Source organism: Amycolatopsis sp. cg13, from assembly GCF_041346965.1.
Classification (GTDB): Bacteria; Actinomycetota; Actinomycetes; order Mycobacteriales; family Pseudonocardiaceae; genus Amycolatopsis.
In genome coordinates this window covers 9263934-9283270 of the sequence record NZ_CP166848.1, presented here as the reverse complement: position 1 = coordinate 9283270, position 19337 = coordinate 9263934, and the positions used below count along the sequence as shown (strand labels likewise).

Below are 19337 nucleotides of genomic sequence, written 5' to 3'. Positions count from 1 at the left end.
CCCCGATGGATCAAGGAGGATTCATGACTGCCACGCATTCCCCCACCGCCGCCGCGTCCGGAGCCAACGCCACCGAACGATTCAAGAGCGACAAGCTCGCCGGCGTCGCGGGCACCCCGAAGGAGCGGGTCAGCCTGCTCGCCCGCGAGGTGCTCGAGGCCGTGCACGCGACGATCCGCAAGCACAAGGTGACCTACGAGGAGTACAACGCGCTCAAGTCGTGGCTGATCAGCGTCGGCGAGGACGGCGAATGGCCGCTGTTCCTGGACGTCTGGGTCGAGCACGTCGTCGAGGACGTCGCCACCGAGCACCGCCAGGGCAACAAGGGCACCATCGAGGGCCCCTACTACGTGCCGGACGCCCCCGAGCAGGGCGCGCGCGGTTCGGTCCCCTCGCGGGAAAACGAGCCGGGCACCGCGCTCACCTGGACCGGGCAGGTCACCTCGACCACCGGTGAGGCACTGGGCGGCGCGAAGGTCGAACTGTGGCACGCGGACGCGGACGGGCTGTACTCGCAGTTCGCGCCGGACATCCCGGAGTGGAACCTGCGCGGCACCTTCACCACCGACGACGAAGGCCGCTTCGAGATCCGCACCGTGCGCCCCGCGCCGTACCAGATCCCGACCGACGGCGCGTGCGGCAAACTGATCGCGGCGGCGGGCTGGCACGCGTGGCGTCCGGCGCACCTGCACGTCAAGGTGTCCGCGCCGGGGCACGAACTGCTCACCGCGCAGCTGTATTTCCCGGGCGACGAGCACAACGACGACGACATCGCGTCCGCGGTGAAGCCGGAACTGCTGCTCGACCCCCAGACCTCCGGCGACGGCGAGGCCATCGAGTACAACTTCGTCCTCGACCCGGCCTGATCCGGCCTGATTCGATCGGAGAACCATGCTTTACCACGTGCGGATGGACGTCCGCCTTCCCCCGGACCTCGACCCGGCAGTCCGCGACGCCCTCATCGCGCGCGAGAAGGAGTACAGCCAGCAGCTGCAGCGCAGCGGGAAATGGCCGCACATCTGGCGGATCGCGGGCGAGTACGCGAACTACTCGGTGCTGGACGTCGCCGACCACGACGAGCTGCACCAGATCCTGTCGAACCTGCCGCTGTTCCCGTACATGGACATCCAGGTGTCCGCCCTCGCGCGTCATCCGTCCAAAGTAGACTGACTCACTCGCCGACCGCGACGATGCGGTCCGCGTGCTCGGCCAGCAGCGGATCGTGGGACGCGACCAACACCGCCGTCCCGCGGTCCGCTGCTCGGCGCAGAGCCGTCAGCACCATCTCCGCGTGCGCACGATCCTGATGTGACGTCGGCTCATCCGCGAGCAGGACCAACGGGCCCGACGCCAAAGCGCGCGCCACCGCGCCCCGTTGCTGTTCCCCGCGCGAAACCTCGCTCGGCAACCGGTCCGCCAGCTTCGCGAGGTCCAGGGTTTCCAGCAGCTTCGACTGATCCGGCGGCTCCACCGCGGTCCGCGCGGCGAAAGCGAGGTTGTCGGCGACCGTCAACTCCTCGAACAGCGCGATCGACTGCGGCACGAAAGCCAGCGCATGCCACGGCTGTTCCGACACCGGCACGTCCGGCATCGGCGGGTGCGCGGTCACGGTCCCGCTGTCCGGCGCATCCCAGCCGCCCGCGATCATCAGCAAGGTGCTCTTTCCCGAGCCGGACGGGCCGGTCAGGGCGACCAGTTCGCCCGCCATCAGGTCCAGGCTCGTGTGCCGCAGCACCGGCATCCCGCTGTGGGAACGGCTTACGTCCGACAGACTGAGCAAGGCACTCACCGGACCCTCCCGTCCACGAGTTCCACCACGTCGTCCGCCGCTTCCGCCAGCACCGGGTCGTGGGTCGCGACCACGACGGTCTGACCGGCCTCAGCCAGTGCGCGGAACGCCTCCGCCACTAATCCGGCCGACGAACGGTCCAGTTGCGCGGTTGGTTCGTCCGCCAGCACCGCGTCCGGGTCACCGACGGCCGCGAAGGCGAGCGCGGTTCGTTGCTGTTCGCCGCCGGAGAGCTGGCGCGGGCGGTGACTGCGACGGTCGTCCAAGCCCAGTCGTTCGAGCAGAGACAGGGAAAGGCCGGTGCCGCGCATTTTCGCGGCCAGCTCCAGATGTTCTTGCACCGTCAGGTAATCCAGCAGGTTGTCGACGGGATTCTGGAATACGTAACCGATCCGTCGCCTCCGCACCGCCCGGCGCGCCCGTGCGGACAACGCGGTGACGTCCGTGCCGCCGACCTCGACCCGGCCTTCGTCCGGCCGTTCCAGGCACGCCAGCAACCGCAGCAAGGTCGATTTGCCAGACCCGGAAGGCCCGACCAGCGCGGTAATCCGGCCGCGCGCGGCGGCGATCGACACCTCGTGCAAGGCGGTCAGCGAACGGCCAGCGGTGCGATAGCTGTGCGTCAATCCAGTACCTCGAACAGCATCAGGCAGTGTTTGATCAGGCAGTGTCACGCAACACCTCCGAAGGCAACGCCCGCGCAGCCGCGCGCTGGGCCGCGTAAGTAACAACAAGCGCGACGACCACCGCCGCGAGCAGCAGTTGCCCACCCGGCCCCCACGGCACCGGGATCACGGCGCCCGGCGGCGTCGCCGGATCGAGGTCGTAGCCCTCGGAGGTCACCGAGACCGCAATGGCCGCGAACCCGACGCCCAACGCGAAGCCGGCCGCCAGCAACCCGCCGACCTCGTAGGCGAGCGCTCGCCAATGCGCACCCGAGGTGATGCCCATCCGTCGCAATAGGACATACGCTCCGCGGCGGGCGCGCGCCCGGGCGTTGAGGTAGAGCAAGAGTCCAACTAGGACAACCACACCGACCAAAGCGGACACTGCGGTCAGAAACGCGAACGTGTAAGTCACTCCGCCATACACACCGTGCACGGTGACGTCGGTCGCGCGGCTCACCGTCCCGGACGGAACCCCGGCCTTGCCCAATTCCGGCAGTACCTGCGCCGGATCGCCGCGCGCCCACAGCTCGCGGTGCACGCTCTCTCCGGCGAACTTGGCGAGAATATCCTCGCGCAGCAGCAATTCGGGGAACCCAGCGCTCTTCCCGGGCAACTGCGCCACCGTGACCACGCGCAGCGGCAGGTCCTTGCCCCCGATGCTGAGCGTCGCCTGCTCGGGCGCGTCCGGGACTCCCGCGATGACACCGACCGCGGTGCCGCCGGACATCTGGTCGAGCAGCTCCGACAGCGTCGGCCCGCTGAAGTGGTCGTCCCAGAACGCGGCGGAGCCGAAGGTCGCCGGGTCGACGCCGAGCACGTTCACCGTCTTGGCGCCCAGGTACGCCGAGTCGTAGCGATCGACCAATGTGGACTGTCCGCTGAGGCCAGGCGGAATCGTGGCGGGGCCGGTCAAATGCACGACGACGTCCGAGCCGACCACGAGCTGGCCCTCGTCGTCGAGCGTGCGCTGGACGGATCCGGTGACCGTGGTGGCGAAGATCGAAAGCGCCACCGGTACCGCGGTCGCCCCGACCAGCACGGCCGCCGCGGCCGGTGCCGAAGCAAGCCGTCGCCAGGCCAGGAACGCCACTGCCCGTTCTCGCCGCACCGCGCGGATCCGGGGCAACGTCAGCCGCACGACCCGGGTCACCAGCATCGCCAACCCCAGCACCAGCAACAGCGGCACGACAATCAGCCGAGGCGGGATCCGCGCGACCGAACCGGCCTGGCCGAGCCCGGTCTGCGTGCCGTCGCCGAGCGCGAAGTAGCAGACCACGGCGGCGACCAGCGGCAGGATTTCCCACGGCAGATGCCGGATCCGCGACGTGCGCGCGTCGAACATCGCCCGCGTGCGGAGGACGACCGAACCGGCGATCCCGGCGAGCGTCGCCAGGAACGCGACCGCCGCGCCGCCGATCGAATAGCCCAGCGCGGACGACGTCACCAGCGGACTCGGCCCCAGCGCGCTGACCAGCCCGCGCGCGGCGAACCAGCCGCCGACAGTGCCGAGCAGCGCGATGGAACCCAGCTCCAGCAACGCTTTCCCGGCCAGCGCGCCCGGCCCGGCCCCGCGCGCGGACAGCACCGCCAGCTCGGCCCGGCGGCGTTCGACCCAGAACGACCCGACCGTCACCGAAATGACCAGCCCGGTCAGCGATCCGGCGACGCCGATCGGCACGACCGTCGCGGCGAGCGAGGATTCGACCTGGTCAGCCCGGTCGGCGATGCCGCGCAGCGACGACGTGAACTGCATCCGGCCGCGCTGCGCGAACAGGTCCGGCTGATTCTCGGTGCGCGTCCTCACCTGTTCCAGGCCAGCGATCGTGGCGGGCGCGTTCTCCGTGGTCAGGCCGTCCTGGTCGACCGAGGCTTCGAGGTAACTGCCGACGCCCGAGTCTGCCGGGGTCAAGCCGAACAGCGCGTCCCGCGACACGAACGCCACCGGGAACACTGGCGCCTCGCTCAGCGGATTCGGCCGGTACAGCGATTGCAGATGGCACCAGAACGGCTGGTCAGGCAGCTCGCGCAGGTCCCGGTACACCGCGGCGACCGGCATCGTCGCCACCGGCGCGCCCGGCGGCACGCCCGTCCGCGGCGCCCAGCCGCCCTGGATCGCGACCTGGTCGCCCGCGTGCAGCCCGCGCGCCTGCGCGAACTGGCTCGACACCCAGATCCCCTGGCCCTTGCCGCCCTCCAGGACCTGCAGGTGTGACGCGAAATCGTCCTGGTAGACCAGCCACGTCGCGGACTGTTCCGGATTCGGCGAGCCCGGCCGGACCGGGTTGACCTTCGCGCTGCTGGAGAGCGTCGACCGCACGCCGGACAGCCGCGGCACCTGCCGAGCCGCGTCGCGGGCGGCCGCGAGCCGGGCGTCGTAGAGCGCCTTCCCGGCCAGCCCGGTGTCTTCGGGATACGGCCGCGACATCGGCAGCCCGCCGGTCCATTCCGCGCCGACCGCCCACTGGCACGCCCGGTCCATCTGGTCGTGCAGCGTCGCGTTCCCGGCCGAGGAGAGGAACAACGCCACCGCCGCGGCAGGCAGCGCGACGAGCACCGCCGCCGCGATCGCGGCCACTACGACCGCCGGTTGCCGCCACCCCGTTCTCGGCGCCCGCGTCCACGGCGTCGCCCCCCACCCGCGCATCTGCCGAGTCTGCCACGATCCCGGTGTCGGCGGGGCGGTACGTGAGGGGAACCCTCATTGACTCTGATTCCCTCAGGGTTCCCCTCACGTACCCGATGCGAACAGAGCGCGTTTTCCCGAGCACAGAACGCTTACTTAGCCCGCCAAACCGGCGCGCGCTTCTCCACGAACGCCAGCGTCCCCTCGCGGACGTCCTCGCTCGTCATGACCCCGACGGCGTTCTCGCGGGTGTTGTCCCAGTCGCTGTCCTCAGCCGAGATCGCACCGTCCACAATGCCCAGTGCGACGCGTTTGCTGGCCTGCACCGCCAACGGCGCGTTCGCGGCGATTTTCTCCGCCAGCGCCAATGCCTCAGTCAGCACGTCGGCGTCCGGGACCACGTGGTTTACCAGTCCCAGCGTCGCCGCACGCGCGGCGTCCAGCGGTTCGCCGGTGAACATCATCTCCATCGCGATCTTCTGCGGGATCTGCCTCGGCAGCCGGAATACCCCGCCGGCGGCGGCGAAGAGGCCGCGTTTCACCTCGGGCAGCCCGAATTTCGCCGATTCGGCCGCCACCACCAAGTCGCTGGCCAGCGCGAGTTCGGTGCCGCCGCCGAGGGCGAAGCCGTTCACCGCGGCGATCGTCGGCTTCGAAATCGGATGCCGCACGTAGCCGGCGAAGCCCCATTCCGCATGATCGGGCGCGGCGAGCGATTCGCCGCGCGACACGGCTTTCAGGTCGGCTCCGGCGCAGAACGCCCGCTCCCCCGCGCCGGTCAGCACGACGACGCGCGTTTCCGGATCCTGTTCGGCCCGTTCCAGCGCGGTGCCGACGAGTTCGCTCAGCTCGGCGTTGACCGCGTTCATCGCGTGCGGCCGGTTGAGCGTGATCACCAGGACGTGTCCGCGCTGGTCGACGAGCGCGGCCGGAGCGTCATCGGGCATGGTCTGCCTCCTCCGCCGGTGCGAAGACCGGCACCTTCTCGTGGTCAGGGTCGGGACCGGAGGGCACGAACACTGCCCGCACCGGCAGCTGCCAGAGGTCCGCGTCCGGGTCGGCGTCGAGCCGGCACCACCACCACGGTCCCTCGGCCAGCTCCACGATGCCGACGACCACGCGTTCCGGCTCGCCGCCGTCGCGCGCCCGCTTGTGCACCACCGACCACGACACCACCGTGCCGGTTCCCGCCGCGGCCGTCCACTCCAGATCGTCGTCGGGGTCCGGGACCGTGCGCGGGTCGAGGTACTCGCCGGTGCTGCGCCGCCGCAGAAGCCGGAACTCGCCGATCGCAGTGCCGTCGAAGAACGCCGCGGACTCCTCGTCGCGGGCGACTGGGTTGATCCGCACTGTCATCCCTCCGTTCCGAGCACGAGCGTGCTGTGGTGGTCCAGAATGCCGCCGTTGCCGGACACCAGCACGGTGTCGTGCTTCGGCACCTGGCGTTCGCCGCCCTGGCCGCGGGCCTGGATGATCGCCTCGGACAGCGGCGTCATGCCCCACAGGTAGTACGACGACAGCTGGCCGCCGCCGGTGTTCACCGCGAGCTTGCCGTCCGGGCCGAGCATGCCCGGCGTCGCGACGAACTCGCCGCCTTCGCCCTTGCCGCAGAACCCGTAGTCCTCCAAGGTGAGCAGCGCGGTGAAGGTGTAGCAGTCGTAGATTTCGGCGACGTCGATGTCCTCGATGGTCACTCCGGCCATCTCCATCGCCGCCGGACCGGACTGCGCCGCGCCGCTCACGAGGCCGAGATTGTCGTTGCGGCGGAAGGAATTCCCCGGGTGCGCCTGTCCCCAGCCGAGCACCTGGACCGCAGGCTGGGCCATCGTTGCCGCTCGTTCCGCAGACGTCACGATCACCGCCGCGCCGCCGTTCGACACCAGGCAGCAGTCGAGCAGGTGGAACGGTTCCGCGATGAACCGGGACGCTTGATGATCAGCCAGGGTGATCGGCTCCCGCAGCTGCGCCAGCGGGTTCTTCGCCGCCCACGCGCGCTGGGCGACCGCGATCGCGCCGAGCTGCTCGCTCGTGGTGCCGTAAGTCTTCATGTGCCGTCGCGCGGCGAGGGCGTAGAACGAGTTCGGCCCGGCGAAACCGCTGGAGCCCAGCAGACTGCCCCAGCCGGTCGGGGTCACGCGACGGCCGCCGTAGGCCGCGCCGGTCGCTTTGCCTTGCTTGAGCGGCGCGTCCGCGAACACGCAGGCGACGGTGTCGGCCATGCCCGCCTCGACGGCCATCGCGGCGTACTGCACCATCGCGCCCGCCGTCGAGCCAAACGCCTGCATTTGGGTGAACATGCGCAGGTCGCGCAGTCCTAAGTCGACTTGCAGGCTCAGGTCCACTCCGGGCGTCGTTCCGGCGGACACCAGCAGCCCGTCGATGTCCGACAGCCCGATCCCGGCGTCGTCCGCCGCTCGCCGGACCGCCTGCGCGGCGAACTGCCGCGCGCTCGGACCGTAGACTTTTCCCAGCTCAGTGAGCCCGAGACCGGCGATTGCCGCCCTCCGGCGCGCCGGGGTCTCCCGCCTGCTCGTCATCGTCGCACTCCGTTCCCGACCGGTGGTCGCACCTCCACGTTCGCATCCCGCTGACGCGGCGTAAACGACCGGTCGGGACACCGGCAGATGAGCGCCCGCGACACGTGCCCTGATGTCCCTTCCGGAAACCTGCCGGTGTCGGAATCCGTGATGTACATCGCCGTTTTCCGCGCCCAGCATGGAAATCGGGACCCGACGACGGGAAAGGCGGTCCGGCGATGGCGATCAGCGCCGCGGAAACCGAACAGCTGCGGGAGGCGGTGCGCGACCTGCTCGCGGACCGCTGCACGGAGGCCGACGTACGCCGCGTGATGGCGACCGAGTCCGGCTACGACCCCGAACTGTGGAAGCAACTGGCCGAACTGGGATTGCCCGGCCTGCTGATCTCGACCGAATACGGCGGCGTCCGGCTGGGCGCGGAAGAACTCGAAGCGGTGTCGGAGGAAATCGGGGCGGCGCTGCTGCCGTCGCCGTTTCTGTCCAGCTCGGTGCTGACCGCGACGCTCATCGACGCGGCCGGGTCCGAAGAGGACAAACGCCGTCTGCTGCCCGGGCTCGCCGACGGGTCTTCGATCGGAACCGTTGCCATCAGCAGCACGTGGACCCCCGAAAGCATTGCGGTGCAAGCAAACGGAACTCTCACCGGGACCGCGTCGTACGTCACCTGGGGCCAGCTCGCCGACATCATTCTCGTCGTCGCGCGCACCAGCGACGATATCGGCGTCTTCGAGGTCTCCCCCGACGCGTCCGGTTTCACCCGCACTGCGGCGGAGGTATTCGACCCGACCGTACGGCTGTCTCAATTCACCTTCGCTGATACACCAGCGCGGCGCGTTGGTACTGCAGGTTGGGAAGCTGTGCGGAAAGCCTTGGACACCACCATCATCGCGCTGGCCGGAGAACAGGCAGGCGGCGCTCGTAAGATCTTTGAGACGACCGTCGAGTATCTCAAGACCCGCGTGCAGTTCGGCCGCGCGATCGGCAGTTTCCAGGCGATGAAGCACCTCGCCGCGGACCGCCTCCTGGACGTCGAATCCGCGACCTCCGCCGCCCGCCACGCCGCGTCAGAGGGCAGTCCCGGCGCGATCGCGCTCGCCGGGTTCGCGTGCGCGGAAGCGTACGAAACCGTTGCTCTGTCAGCGATCCAGATGCACGGCGGGATCGGCTTCACCTGGGAACACCCGGCGCACCTGTACCTGCGCCGCGCCCGCTCCGGCGCACAGCTGTTCGGCAGCTCGCGGCTGCACCGGGAGCGTTACCTCGTCTCGAAGGGGGCCTGACTCATGACCACCACCCTGCCCACCGCGGATCAGCTCCGTGAAGAAGTCCGCGCGTGGCTCGCCGCGGAATGGACCGGGCTCGCCCCGGCCGAGGATCGCTGGAGCACCACGCCGGAACGCATTGCGTGGCTGGAAAAAGTCGTCGCCGCCGGATACGCTGTGCCGACCTGGCCGGTCGAATGGTCCGGCCGCGCGTACCCGGCTGAGCTGGCCGACGTAATCGCCGCCGAGTTCGACGCCGCAAACGCACCTGGTGCGCGACAGGACAAATACAGCATCCCCGCCAACACAGTCCTCGCGTTCGGCACCGAAAAACTCAAGAACGACCTGCTGCACGACGTTCTCACCGAACGCTCCCGGACCTGCCTGTTCTACAGCGAACCCGGTGCCGGTTCCGACCTCGCCGGAGTCCGCACCACCGCGGTCCGCGACGGCGACCGCTGGATCGTCAACGGCCAGAAAGTCTGGACGTCCGGCGCGAAAACCGCGGACTACGCGCTGCTGATCGCCCGCACCGACTGGGATGTCCCGAAGCACAAGGGCCTCAGCTACTTCGTCGTGCCGATGCACCAGCCCGGCGTCGACATCCGGCCGCTGGTGCAGATCACCGGAGAAGCGCACTTCAACGAGGTTTTCCTGACCGACGTCGAGATCCCGGCGGACTACCTGGTCGGCGACGAGGGCAAAGGCTGGCGCGTGCTGCAGACCGCGCTGGCGTACGAACGCTCCATCATGGGCGACGGCGCGCGGGCGTCGCGGCACGGATCGATCGCCGACGACCTGGTCGAACTGGCCCGGGAACGCGGCCGCCTCGCCGACCCGGTCATCCGCGACAACCTGGCCACCGTGCTCGCGTTGCGCGAACTGAACGCGCTGAACAACGCCCGCGCGAAGGCCGCCGCCGAACAGGGCACGTCCAGTTCGGTGATGTCGCTGGGAAAGCTCGCGATGTCCGGGATCCTGCACGCCGAAGGCCGCCTGCGCACCGACATCGCCGGTCCGGAAACGCTGCTCGCCGGGGACGACAACCCGGTCGCCGACGACGTGAACTTCCTGGCGCTCAACGCGTTCTTCACCTCCATCGGCGGCGGCACCGACCAGATCCAGCGCACGATCATCGCCGAACGCGTCCTCGGCCTGCCGAAGGAACCCGAGATCGACCGCGACCTGCCCTTCCGCGCCGTCCGCCGCAGCTGAGCCATCGAGGAGGCTGGTTTCCTTGTCCGACGCCTACGACCCGCCGCTCTCCGGGGTCCGCGTGCTCGATCTGTCCTCCGGCCCGATGACCGCGACCGGACGGCTGCTGGCCGATCTCGGCGCGCGCGTCACCCGGGTCGTCCTGCCCGGCGTCACCGGCGAACGCACCACCGGCCCGGTCGTCGACGGCGTCGCGCTCGGCACCGCCATCGACCGGCACGGCTTCGCCCACGCCACCGCCGAACCCGGCTCGCACGGCTGGGAACAGCTGCTCGCCGACGCAGACCTGCTGATCGAGACCACCCCGCCGGGTTCGCCCGCCGAGGAACTCCTCGACGTCTCCGGCCTGCGCACCCGGCATCCCGGGCTGGTCATCCTGTCGATCAGCGACTTCGGCCGCGCTACGACCCGGCGGCACTGGCAGGCCACCACCCCGGTGTTCCACGCGCTGACCGGCGAACTCTCCCGGTCTGGCATCCCCGGCCGCGCGCCACTGCTGCCGCCCGGCGAACTGCCGTACCACGTCGCCGCCGCGCAAGCCGCGTTCCAGGCGGTGAGCCTGTACCTCGACCGGCTGCGCACCGGGCGCGGCGACCGCATCGACTTCTCCGTCCTCGACGGAGCGACGCAGGCGCTGGACCCGGCGTTCGGCATGGTCGGCAGCGCCGCCGCCGGAGTGCCGTTGAGCGACCTTCCGCGCGGACGCACCGAAGAACGCCACCGGTACCCGATTTTCCCTTGCCAGGACGGGTACATCCGGATCTGCCTGCTGTCGCGACGGCAGTGGCGCGGGATGTTCGAATGGATGGGCAGTCCGGCCGAATTCGCCGACCCGAAGTACGACCAGGTGCGCGAACGTTACGCGGCACCGGACCTGCTGCCCGCGATCGGCCGGTTTTTCGGCGACCGCACGCGCTCCGAGCTGGAATGCGAGGGCCAGCGTCACGGCGTGCCGACCGCCGCGGTGCTCACCCTCGCCGAAGCCCTGCACACCGACCAGCTCACCGCCCGCGGCTTCTTCCGCGACACCGAACTGTCGCCCGGCCTGGTCGCGCCAGTCCCGGCCGGGATCACCGAAATCGACGGACACCGCGCCGTCGCCGGTCCGGCTACCCGCACGCGAGTCACCGCCGCGCCGATCCTGGCCGCTCGCGCCCGTCGCGGTGAAGGCCGTCCGCTGGAAGGAATCCGGGTCCTGGACCTCGGCGTGATCGTGGTCGGCGGCGACACCGGACGACTCTTCGGCGATCTCGGCGCGGACGTCATCAAGATCGAGAACTCCGCGTTTCCGGACGGTTCCCGCGCCGCGCTGCCGGGCCTGATGTCGCACGGATTCGCCGCCGGGCACCGCAACAAACGCGCCATCGGCGTCAACCTGCGGGATCCCGAAGGCCAGGCGCTGGTGCGGCGGCTGGTCGCGCAGTCGGACGTCGTGCTGACCAACTTCAAACCCGGCGTCATCGCCTCGCTCGGCCTCGACCGGGCCACGTTGTCCGAGGTCAACCCCGGCATCGTCGTGGTGGACAGCTCCGCGTTCGGCCCGACCGGCCCGTGGGCGAGGCGGCTCGGCTACGGCCCGCTGGTGCGCGCCGCGACCGGACTCACCAGCGAGTGGATCTACCCGGGTGAGCCGGGCACGTTCAGTGACGCCGTCACGGTCTATCCCGACCACGTGTGCGCCCGGATCGGCGCGCTGGCCGCGTTGGCGCTGCTCGTCCGCCGCGAACGCAGTGCCCAGGGCGGGGCGGTGAGCGTCGCGCAGTCCGAGGTGATGCTGAGCCACTTCGCGGACCGGATCGCCGCCGAAGACCTGGCCCGCCGAGGACACCGTTGGGACGGCCCCGCGCACGACGCGCCATGGGGCGTCTTCCCGACCGCCGGCGACGACGACTGGCTGGCCGTCACCGTCCGCGGCGACGCGGATTGGGGTGCGTTGTGCTCGGTGCTGGACCGTCCCGACCTGGCCGCCGACCCTGTTTTGGCCACCCGGTCCGGGCGGGCTGCTTCCCGCGCCCGGATCGACGCGGCGGTGACCAAGTGGACGGAGCGGCAGTCCCCGTTCGCGGCAATGGATCTGCTGCAGGCTGCTGGTGTTCCGGCCGGGGCGATGCTGCGGGCCGCTGATCTGCCGGAATGGGCGCAGTATCGGGAGCGGCGCGCGTTTCGGGAGGAGCTGCATCCGTACGCGGAGGAGCCGTACGTGCTGGAGAACGTGCAGATCCATGCCGCGCACGTCGCCGACCCGCCAGTGGGGCAAGCGCCGTTGCTGGGCGAGCAGACGTTCGAGATCGCGGCGGAACTGTTGGGGCTGCGAGTCGCGGAGACGGCTGGGCTGGTGGCTCGGGGGGTGTTGGAGGCACCGGAGGAGAGCGGCGGGCGGGCTGCGCGCGCGGGGTGACAGTTCGGCGGTCTTGTCGCGCTGGATTCCGGTGGTGATGGGCGGGCGCTCGCGCAGCGTGACGTCTGATCGCCCGCTGGATTCCCGCGACACCGAACGCACAGCTCGCCCCGGCCGTCCCCGATCCCAGCCCGCACCGACAACCGGCCGGACTCCCCTCCCCCGCCGTATGATCGCCGAAAACCCCGCCCCGCTGGACATTGGACGATGGAGATCGACTTCACCCGGCTCAAATACTTCGTCGCGGTCGCCGACGAGCTCCATTTCAAGCGCGCGGCGGACCGGCTGCGGATCACTCCTCCGCCGCTCAGCAAGCAGATCAAGCTGCTTGAGCGCGAACTCGGCGGCCCGCTCTTCGAACGGCACTACCACGAGGTCCGCCTCACCCCGCTCGGCGAAGCGCTCCTCGGCCCGGCGCGGGCGATCCTGCGGCAGGTCGACGGGCTGAAGGACATCGCGGCGGGAGTCCTCGAAGACGGCACGCCGATCCGGGTCGGGGCCACCGCGTACGCGCCGTCGGATCTGCTCGAAGACCTCGAAACCGCGGTCAGCGGGCTGGCTTCCCCGGCGACGTTCGAGGTGGCCGGGTCCGCGGCCGAGGTCACCGCGAAGCTCGTGTCCGGGCATCTGGAACTCGGGCTGATCCATCTGGCCGTCGAGGACCAGCGGCTGCGCGCCCGCACTGTCGCCGAGTACCAGGGCGCGATCGCGGTCCGCGCGGACGATCCGCTCGCCTGCCGCGACCTCGTCCACATCGAGGAACTGCGCGACCGCGAGGTGGTCATCGACTTCGCCCGGCCGAATCCGGTCATCCTCGCCGCGCTGACCCGGCGGCTCGCGAAACGCGGCGTCCGGAACATCGTCCGCGCGGTCAGCGGGCGCGGCGGCGAACTCGAAATGGCCGCGCAGGTGTTCAACCGGCGGCTGGTCGCGCTCGTGTCCTACGCGCCGGCGTCGTTCATCGGCCGGATGTTCTCGCCGCCGGAGTTCCAGCTGGTCCGGATCGACGAGGACGGCTGGGAACCGAGCCGGCTCGCGCTCGCCTGGGCCGCCGACCGCGCCGCCGGACCGCCCCGTCCGGCCGATCTCGCCGAGGACCTTTCCGCGAAGCTGGGCCCGATCCGCCGCGGCTGACCAAGCTCCCGCGGGTCACCGGGAGTCCACTGTGGACGGCTAGGACTCGACGAACCTGGTCAGCAACCGCCCGAACTCGGCCACGTCGCGGCGCGGCCAGTCCCGCAACCGCTCCTCGAGCCGTTCCCGTTGCGCCGCACGGGTAATCGCCAGCGCGCGATGCCCGTCCTCGGTCAGCTCGAGCCGCTGCCTGCGCGAATGCCGCGGATCCGGACCGCGCACCAGCAGCCCGGCGGTCTCCAGTTCCGCCAGCTGCCTGCTGACGGTCGAGGGATCGAGCCCGTACTCCTGAGCGAGATCCGCGGCGTGCGCGCAGTCCGCGAGGTCGATCGAGGACAGCATCGTGTACTGCACGAACCCGAGTCCCTCGTACAGTTCGTTCGAGCGCACCCGGGACCCGCGGGAAAACAGGATCATCGCGCGGTGGATAGCGTCCAGGGCATCGCCGTCGCGGTCTTCTCCCGGCATGTCCCCGCATGCTAGAGATGCACCATACAACTGTCAACGCGACTCGGCGGCGATCCCCCGGTTCAGCAGATCGTCCGCGTCCAGCCCGGCTTCTTCAAGCAGCGCACGGGTATGCGCGCCGAACGCCGGGACGTCGCCCATCCGCGCCTCGACGTCCGCGAACGTCACCGGCGGCAGCAGCGCGTCGACCGTGGCGTGTTCGGTGCCGATCGTCCGCCAGCGGTCGCGGGCGCGCAGCTGCGGGTCTGCTACAACGTCGGCGACCTGTTTTACTTGTGCGGCAGGGATTCCAGCCTTGGCCAGCCGGTCGTCCAGGTCCACTGTGGACCATCGGGCGGTTTCGGCGGCTACTGCCGCGTCGCATTCCGCGCGGTGTTTCACGCGCAGGACGTTGGTGGTGAATCGGGGGTCTTCGGCTAGTTGCGGGGCTTCGAGGACCGCGGTGACCAGGGTTCGCCAGCCGCTGTCGTTCTGGACGCCGATCAGCATCTGACCGTCTTTCGTCGGGTACGCGTCGTAGGGGGCGATGGAGGCGTGGCTCAGGCCCATCCGCGCGGGCTGGCGGCCGGAGTACATCTGGCTGTACATCGCGTAGCCCATCCATTCGACGGTCGCTTCGAGCATCGTCACCTCCACCGTCGCGCCTTGGCCGGTTCGGACTCGGCGCAGGAGGGCGGCCAGGACTGCTTGCGCGCAGTACATTCCGGAGGCTATGTCCGAGGTGGGGATGCCGGTTTTGACCGGGGTTTCCGGGGTGCCGGTGATGCCGATCAGGCCCGCTTCGGCTTGGACGAGCATGTCATAGGCCTTGCGTTGTTCCCTTGGGCCGCCGGTTCCGTAGCCGGAGAGGTCTACGGTGACGAGTTCTGGCTGGCTGGCCCGGAGGTCTGCTGCGTTGAAGCCCAGGCGGGCCGCCGCGCCTGGGGCCAGGTTTTGGATGAAGACGTCCGACTGGGCGATCAAGCGGTGTACCGCGTCGCGGCCTTCGCTGGTTTTCAGGTCTACGGCCAGGGATTCTTTGCCTCGGTTGAGCCAGACGAAGTGGGCGCCGGTGCCGTGGACCACGTGGTCGTATTCCCGGGCGAAGTCTCCGCCGTCCGCGCGTTCCACCTTGATGACCCGGGCGCCCAGGTCGGCCAGGGTGCGGGTGGCCAGCGGGGCGGCTACTGCTTGTTCGATGGAGACGACGGTGAATCCGTCCAGCGGGAGCGCGGGGTCCGAGTGCATGCCGATTACTATTACCCGGTTTTCGGCGGAACGCTGCGGGAAGTCAGCCGCGCGGGTCGAAGGGAATGCCGGCGGGCTTCGACTTTTCCAGCAGGTCCTGGTACCGGCCTTCGCTGATCTTGATCGTCGCGGCACCGAAGTCGGCGCCCATGAGACGGTCGCGCAGGGCGGTCGTCGGCCAGCCGTCCCAGCCGACCAAGGGCGGATAGCGCCAGTCGTGGTAGTGGTTTTCCGGCGGTTCGTCGTGGGCGTCGGCCAGGCGGAAGAAGTGCGTGCCGGGGCCGTCCTTGTGATAGACCGCCTTCGGGTGGGCGCCGTCGAAGCTCACCTTCGACCGGGGGTAGGTCACCTGCGAGGAATGCTGCGTGGTCGTCACGTACTCGACCTGGTTCGCCGACTGGTCGATCCACGAGATCACGTGTTCCCAGTCGTGCCGGTGCCCGCCCAGGCCGCTGCCGTCTACGGCCTGGTCTTTTTCGAAGTAGCTCGCGTAGACGACCGCGCACCAGCCGTGGTTGCAGGTCGAGCGCGAGTAGGTCTGGGAGTTGTCCAGATCGGACTTGTCGTGGCAGTTGCCGTTGACCGCGCCGGTGGTTTTGAGGCCGGGCGCCAGCGTGCCGTCGGGGCCGATCGCGGGGGTGGCGTAGCAGCCGTCGCCGTCGTAGTCGTATGCGGGCGAGAAGGATTGCTCGTACCCGTTGGCGTTCTGCGGCAGGTTGTGCGGCGGATCGGCGTACGCCGCGGATACCGGGAACAGCAGTGCCATGGCCACCGTCACCGTCACGATCGGGAGTTTCCTCATGTTCGGATGGTGACACCGCGAGCACAGAAGGTGAAGGTACGCAAGGGAAGCATTCGGTGGCCGCACGGCCTTCAGTTCGCGAGGACCTCCGCGCCCCGATGCACGCGGAGCAGGTCAGCCCGTACGAGGTCGGCCAGCAGCCGTTCCTCCTCGTCCACGTCGGCCGGACGCGGCGGCAACTCGCCACTGCCCGCCAACGCGTCCGCAGCCGCCGAGGCGAAGGACGCCATCGTCGGCGACTGTTCGTCTCGCTGCAGCAGCGCGCCTGCCGACGCGGCGAGCCCGCGTAGACCCTGCCCGGCGTCCTCCAGGGCTTCTCGTTGCTCCGGCGAAGGCTCCCGGCTGCCGGGTTCAGGACTCAGCAGGTCCTGGTGCGTTCGGGCGGCGGCGCGGAACCGCAATCCGACCTCACGTCGGCCGCCTCCGCCGCGCAGCCGTTCCGCCACGGACGCGAGCAGTTCGCCAGTCTCGGAGAGAGCGTCAGAAAATCGTTGTGCCACTGAAGGTTTCGGGACGCCTGGCACCGCGGCGAAGCCGAACAGCAGTCCGATCACCACCGCCAACGCCACCAGCAGCAGGTACTCCACGAGCACCGAGACCGCGTCCAGATGTCGCGTCGTGGCGTTCATTCCGACGCTCATCAGCACCATGCAGCCGTTGAACACCATGGGTTTGACCTGCATGAACGGGAAGCCGACGAGCAGCGCGACAATTCCCAGCGGCAGCAACGCACCCGGCGGCAACAACCACAAAGCGACCGCCAGGACCACGGCTCCGGCCACGGCACCGGCGGCGCGCTGCCACGCCTTCGCCAGCGTGTCCCGCCATTCCGGCTGCATGAGTGCGAAGGTGGTCATCAGGAAAGACACCGTGAGCGGGTCGCCGGGTCGGAACGTCGCGATCACTGCCGCGACCAGCATTCCCAGCGCACACCGGACGGCGTGCCGCAATTGCGCGGACCGCCACGAGAACACCCCGGTCGCCTCGCGTCGCAAGGCCTCGCGGACGAGGTGTCGCGGGAAGTCCACAATGGACTCGTCGCGATTCAGCACCGCTTCCCGGATCGCGAACAGTCCGGCCCAGGCTTCGTCGAGCAGCGCGCTGGTGTCCCCGGGCAGCGCGACATCCGGGTCGAGCCGTTCGATCTCCGGCGGATCCGAAACTGTCTTGGCCCGCACTGCTTCCGCGAGGGCCGCGACCTGTTCGTCGGCGGCGTCGAGCACGCGGGAAACGGCCGCTGCCTGCTCCTCGTCGAACGCGCGCAGCCGGTCCCGCAACAACGCGGCCGTGCCGTGATACCGCGCGCCGCCGGCGAGAACTCGCGCCTGCCACGCTCGCGGACGGTCGGTCACCCACAACCGCACGGCCCGCTCCGCGCTCGCGCGGTCTGGTCCGGCGAGGGCGTCGGCCAGTGCGGTGCGGGTCGGTTTGCCGGGGTCACGCAGGCCCATCAAAAGCCGCAGCACGAAGACGACTCCGACGGCCAGCGCCGGCGCACTGATGATCTGCACCGGGCTGGCCGCACCGCTCAACTGGAAGCCGTAGCCGAACACCGAAGCCATGCCGAGTCCGAGCCCGACCGTCACATACCGCAGCCCGAGCGCGGGCACGACGGCCGCGGCGAACACCACCAGCACGAGCAGCGCGATCGAGGCGACCGGCGAAACCTCGCCCAGCAACCGCGGCCCGGCCCCGCCGAGCACGACCGCGGGAGCGAACGCCGCGAGCAGCCACAGGTCCGGCCGCAGCGGCCCGCCGGTGGCGGCGATGAAGCAGAACAACGCGGTCAGCCCGGCCAGCATCGCCGTCCCGCCGAGCCCGAGCGCCACCCCGAGCCCGGCCGTGCCGCCGACGACCACCAGAATCGCCGCGAGCATCCCGCCGCCGCGCGCAATCGCGTTCATTCCGCCTCGTTCCGTCACCGCGCAATGCCGCCGGGTAGCCTCGCACGCCGCGTCCGGGCGCCGGGCAGCGACTCGCCAGCAGCAGGTCAGACGGTCGCGCGCTCCGGCGGCAGCGTCAGCAAGTTGTGCACCTCGCTGTGCTCCGACCCCGGCAGCCCGTCCAACGCCAGCAACGCCGAGCTCCGCGCCGCGACCTCGGCCTCGGTCCGCGGCGACATCAGCGCCGACCCGCCCGTCGCCAGCGCCTGGTTGGCCTCCACGAACGCCCGCGACCGCTTCTCGTACGCCGCGAACGCGACGTCGTGCGGAGCGTCCGCCAGCTCGTACGCCAGCAGGTACGCGCCGATCATCGCGAGGCTCGACCCCTGCCCGGACAGGAACGACGTCGCGTGCGCGGCGTCCCCGGCCAGCGCGACGCGGCCCTTCGACCAGACCGGCATGTGAATCTGGCTGACCACGTCGAAGAACAGATCGTCCGCCGAGCGCATCGCCTCGACCATCCGCGGCACCTCCCAGCCGCAGCCCTCGAAGCGGCTCGCGACCAGGTCGCGCTGCGCGGCCGGGTCGGCGAACGCATAGAAGGGGGCGTCGGCGTGGGTGAACACGAGGAACCCGTGCACCTGGTCCCGGTCGCTGTTGCCCGCGGCGTAGAGCGACGCCGACCGGCCCGCGACCGCCCAGGACATGCCCTCGTGCGACAGACCGAGATAGTTCGGCATGGTGAATCCGGCGAAGCAGTAGCCGAGGTAGCGGTGGAACTCCTCCTCCGGCCCGAGGGCCAGCGAACGCGTCTTCGAGTGCAGTCCGTCCGCACCGATGACCAGGTCGAACGACTGGCTCCGGCCGCTGGAGAAGGTCACGTCGACCCCGTCGCCGCGGTCGTCCAGCGTCGCGATCGACTCCGAGAAGCGGAACTCGACGTCGGCGCGGACCGCGTCGTAGAGCGCGCTGGTGAGGTCGCCGCGCGCCAGTTCGATGTCGTACCCGGACTCGTCCCCGGTGATCACGGTCGGTGCGACACTGTTCAGGACGCCGCCGTCCCCGTCGAGGAACGTCAGCCGCCGGGTGTCGACGTGCCGCGCCCGCACCCGCTCCTCCAGCCCCATCCGCCGCAGCACCTCGACCGCCGGGCCCCGCATGTCGATCGGGTATCCGCCGCCGCGCACCGCCGCCGCCTTCTCCACCACGGTGACCGCGAAGCCGTACCGGTTCAGCCAGTACGCCAGCGCCGGGCCCGCGATGCTCGCCCCCGAGATCAGCACACTCCTGCTCATGGTTCTCCCCTTTCCCCGGCAGGCGGTAGATGCCTA

General features: G+C 70.1%; 17 protein-coding genes. 6 read left to right on the top strand and 11 right to left on the bottom strand.

What is annotated here, in order from left to right; all coding sequences use genetic code 11:
- The first annotated feature begins 23 nt into the window (after window positions 1–23).
- Both catA and catC read left to right on the top strand, forming a co-directional pair.
- Window positions 24–866: a catechol 1,2-dioxygenase gene (gene catA / locus AB5I40_RS43440; RefSeq protein ID WP_370936005.1), complete on the top strand. Its 843-nt coding sequence runs from the start codon at window positions 24–26 to the stop codon at window positions 864–866.
- Between the two features lie 25 nt (window positions 867–891).
- Entirely contained in the window at window positions 892–1170 is a 279-nt protein-coding gene (gene catC, locus AB5I40_RS43435; RefSeq protein ID WP_370936004.1) for a muconolactone Delta-isomerase, read from the top strand.
- Between the two features lies 1 nt (window position 1171).
- Here catC and AB5I40_RS43430 read toward each other — a convergent pair whose 3' ends face one another.
- From AB5I40_RS43430 to AB5I40_RS43405, 6 genes are all read right to left on the bottom strand, one after another.
- On the bottom strand, window positions 1172–1789 hold the full coding sequence (locus tag AB5I40_RS43430) for an ABC transporter ATP-binding protein (RefSeq protein WP_370936003.1): 618 nt from the start codon (window positions 1787–1789) through the stop codon (window positions 1172–1174).
- Window positions 1786–2415, bottom strand: coding sequence for an ABC transporter ATP-binding protein (locus AB5I40_RS43425; protein ID WP_370936002.1), 630 nt, complete (start codon window positions 2413–2415; stop codon window positions 1786–1788). The genes AB5I40_RS43430 and AB5I40_RS43425 overlap by 4 nt, the downstream gene beginning before the upstream one ends.
- 34 nt (window positions 2416–2449) lie before the next feature.
- Window positions 2450–5101 (bottom strand): ABC transporter permease, encoded by a 2652-nt coding sequence (locus AB5I40_RS43420; protein WP_370936001.1) that lies wholly within the window; start codon window positions 5099–5101, stop codon window positions 2450–2452.
- A gap of 131 nt (window positions 5102–5232) precedes the next feature.
- Entirely contained in the window at window positions 5233–6027 is a 795-nt protein-coding gene (locus tag AB5I40_RS43415) for a crotonase/enoyl-CoA hydratase family protein (protein ID WP_370936000.1), read from the bottom strand.
- Window positions 6017–6436, bottom strand: a complete 420-nt coding sequence (locus AB5I40_RS43410; RefSeq protein ID WP_370935999.1) for a Zn-ribbon domain-containing OB-fold protein — start codon at window positions 6434–6436, stop codon at window positions 6017–6019. Before AB5I40_RS43410 ends, AB5I40_RS43415 begins: the two co-directional genes overlap by 11 nt.
- Window positions 6433–7617, bottom strand: coding sequence for a thiolase family protein (locus tag AB5I40_RS43405; protein WP_370935998.1), 1185 nt, complete (start codon window positions 7615–7617; stop codon window positions 6433–6435). Before AB5I40_RS43405 ends, AB5I40_RS43410 begins: the two co-directional genes overlap by 4 nt.
- 218 nt (window positions 7618–7835) lie before the next feature.
- Here AB5I40_RS43405 and AB5I40_RS43400 point away from each other — a divergent pair, with 218 nt between their 5' ends.
- The 4 genes from AB5I40_RS43400 to AB5I40_RS43385 all read left to right on the top strand — a co-directional run bounded on the left by AB5I40_RS43400 (window position 7836) and on the right by AB5I40_RS43385 (window position 13626).
- A complete protein-coding gene (locus AB5I40_RS43400) occupies window positions 7836–8897 on the top strand; it encodes an acyl-CoA dehydrogenase family protein (protein ID WP_370935997.1) in 1062 nt (353 codons plus the stop codon).
- A gap of 3 nt (window positions 8898–8900) precedes the next feature.
- Window positions 8901–10094 (top strand): acyl-CoA dehydrogenase family protein, encoded by a 1194-nt coding sequence (locus AB5I40_RS43395; protein ID WP_370935996.1) that lies wholly within the window; start codon window positions 8901–8903, stop codon window positions 10092–10094.
- Window positions 10095–10116: 22 nt separating this feature from the next.
- Window positions 10117–12492, top strand: a complete 2376-nt coding sequence (locus AB5I40_RS43390; protein WP_370935995.1) for a CoA transferase — start codon at window positions 10117–10119, stop codon at window positions 12490–12492.
- Between the two features lie 207 nt (window positions 12493–12699).
- Complete coding sequence (locus AB5I40_RS43385; protein WP_370935994.1) at window positions 12700–13626, top strand: LysR family transcriptional regulator; 927 nt, start codon at window positions 12700–12702, stop codon at window positions 13624–13626.
- 39 nt (window positions 13627–13665) lie between these two features.
- Here AB5I40_RS43385 and AB5I40_RS43380 read toward each other — a convergent pair whose 3' ends face one another.
- The 5 genes from AB5I40_RS43380 to AB5I40_RS43360 all read right to left on the bottom strand — a co-directional run bounded on the left by AB5I40_RS43380 (window position 13666) and on the right by AB5I40_RS43360 (window position 19301).
- Complete coding sequence (locus AB5I40_RS43380) at window positions 13666–14094, bottom strand: MarR family winged helix-turn-helix transcriptional regulator (RefSeq protein ID WP_370935993.1); 429 nt, start codon at window positions 14092–14094, stop codon at window positions 13666–13668.
- Window positions 14095–14127: 33 nt separating this feature from the next.
- Window positions 14128–15321, bottom strand: a complete 1194-nt coding sequence (locus tag AB5I40_RS43375) for a CaiB/BaiF CoA transferase family protein (protein ID WP_370935992.1) — start codon at window positions 15319–15321, stop codon at window positions 14128–14130.
- Window positions 15322–15364: 43 nt separating this feature from the next.
- On the bottom strand, window positions 15365–16123 hold the full coding sequence (locus tag AB5I40_RS43370; protein ID WP_370935991.1) for an NPP1 family protein: 759 nt from the start codon (window positions 16121–16123) through the stop codon (window positions 15365–15367).
- Between the two features lie 71 nt (window positions 16124–16194).
- Complete coding sequence (locus AB5I40_RS43365; RefSeq protein ID WP_370935990.1) at window positions 16195–18027, bottom strand: FUSC family protein; 1833 nt, start codon at window positions 18025–18027, stop codon at window positions 16195–16197.
- 86 nt (window positions 18028–18113) lie between these two features.
- Window positions 18114–19301 (bottom strand): FAD-dependent monooxygenase, encoded by a 1188-nt coding sequence (locus AB5I40_RS43360; RefSeq protein ID WP_370935989.1) that lies wholly within the window; start codon window positions 19299–19301, stop codon window positions 18114–18116.
- Window positions 19302–19337 lie beyond the last annotated feature (36 nt).

Bases quoted from the DNA above. Each gene is read 5' to 3' on its own strand.
- catA (WP_370936005.1), top strand. From the start codon at position 24: ATGACTGCCACGCATTCCCCCACCGCCGCCGCGTCCGGAGCCAACGCC.
- catC (WP_370936004.1), top strand. From the start codon at position 892: ATGCTTTACCACGTGCGGATGGACGTCCGCCTTCCCCCGGACCTCGAC.
- AB5I40_RS43420 (WP_370936001.1), bottom strand. From the start codon at position 5,101: ATGCGCGGGTGGGGGGCGACGCCGTGGACGCGGGCGCCGAGAACGGGG.
- AB5I40_RS43415 (WP_370936000.1), bottom strand. From the start codon at position 6,027: ATGCCCGATGACGCTCCGGCCGCGCTCGTCGACCAGCGCGGACACGTC.
- AB5I40_RS43410 (WP_370935999.1), bottom strand. From the start codon at position 6,436: ATGACAGTGCGGATCAACCCAGTCGCCCGCGACGAGGAGTCCGCGGCG.
- AB5I40_RS43405 (WP_370935998.1), bottom strand. From the start codon at position 7,617: ATGACGAGCAGGCGGGAGACCCCGGCGCGCCGGAGGGCGGCAATCGCC.
- AB5I40_RS43400 (WP_370935997.1), top strand. From the start codon at position 7,836: ATGGCGATCAGCGCCGCGGAAACCGAACAGCTGCGGGAGGCGGTGCGC.
- AB5I40_RS43395 (WP_370935996.1), top strand. From the start codon at position 8,901: ATGACCACCACCCTGCCCACCGCGGATCAGCTCCGTGAAGAAGTCCGC.
- AB5I40_RS43385 (WP_370935994.1), top strand. From the start codon at position 12,700: ATGGAGATCGACTTCACCCGGCTCAAATACTTCGTCGCGGTCGCCGAC.
- AB5I40_RS43380 (WP_370935993.1), bottom strand. From the start codon at position 14,094: ATGCCGGGAGAAGACCGCGACGGCGATGCCCTGGACGCTATCCACCGC.
- AB5I40_RS43375 (WP_370935992.1), bottom strand. From the start codon at position 15,321: ATGCACTCGGACCCCGCGCTCCCGCTGGACGGATTCACCGTCGTCTCC.
- AB5I40_RS43370 (WP_370935991.1), bottom strand. From the start codon at position 16,123: ATGAGGAAACTCCCGATCGTGACGGTGACGGTGGCCATGGCACTGCTG.
- AB5I40_RS43365 (WP_370935990.1), bottom strand. From the start codon at position 18,027: ATGAACGCGATTGCGCGCGGCGGCGGGATGCTCGCGGCGATTCTGGTG.
- AB5I40_RS43360 (WP_370935989.1), bottom strand. From the start codon at position 19,301: ATGAGCAGGAGTGTGCTGATCTCGGGGGCGAGCATCGCGGGCCCGGCG.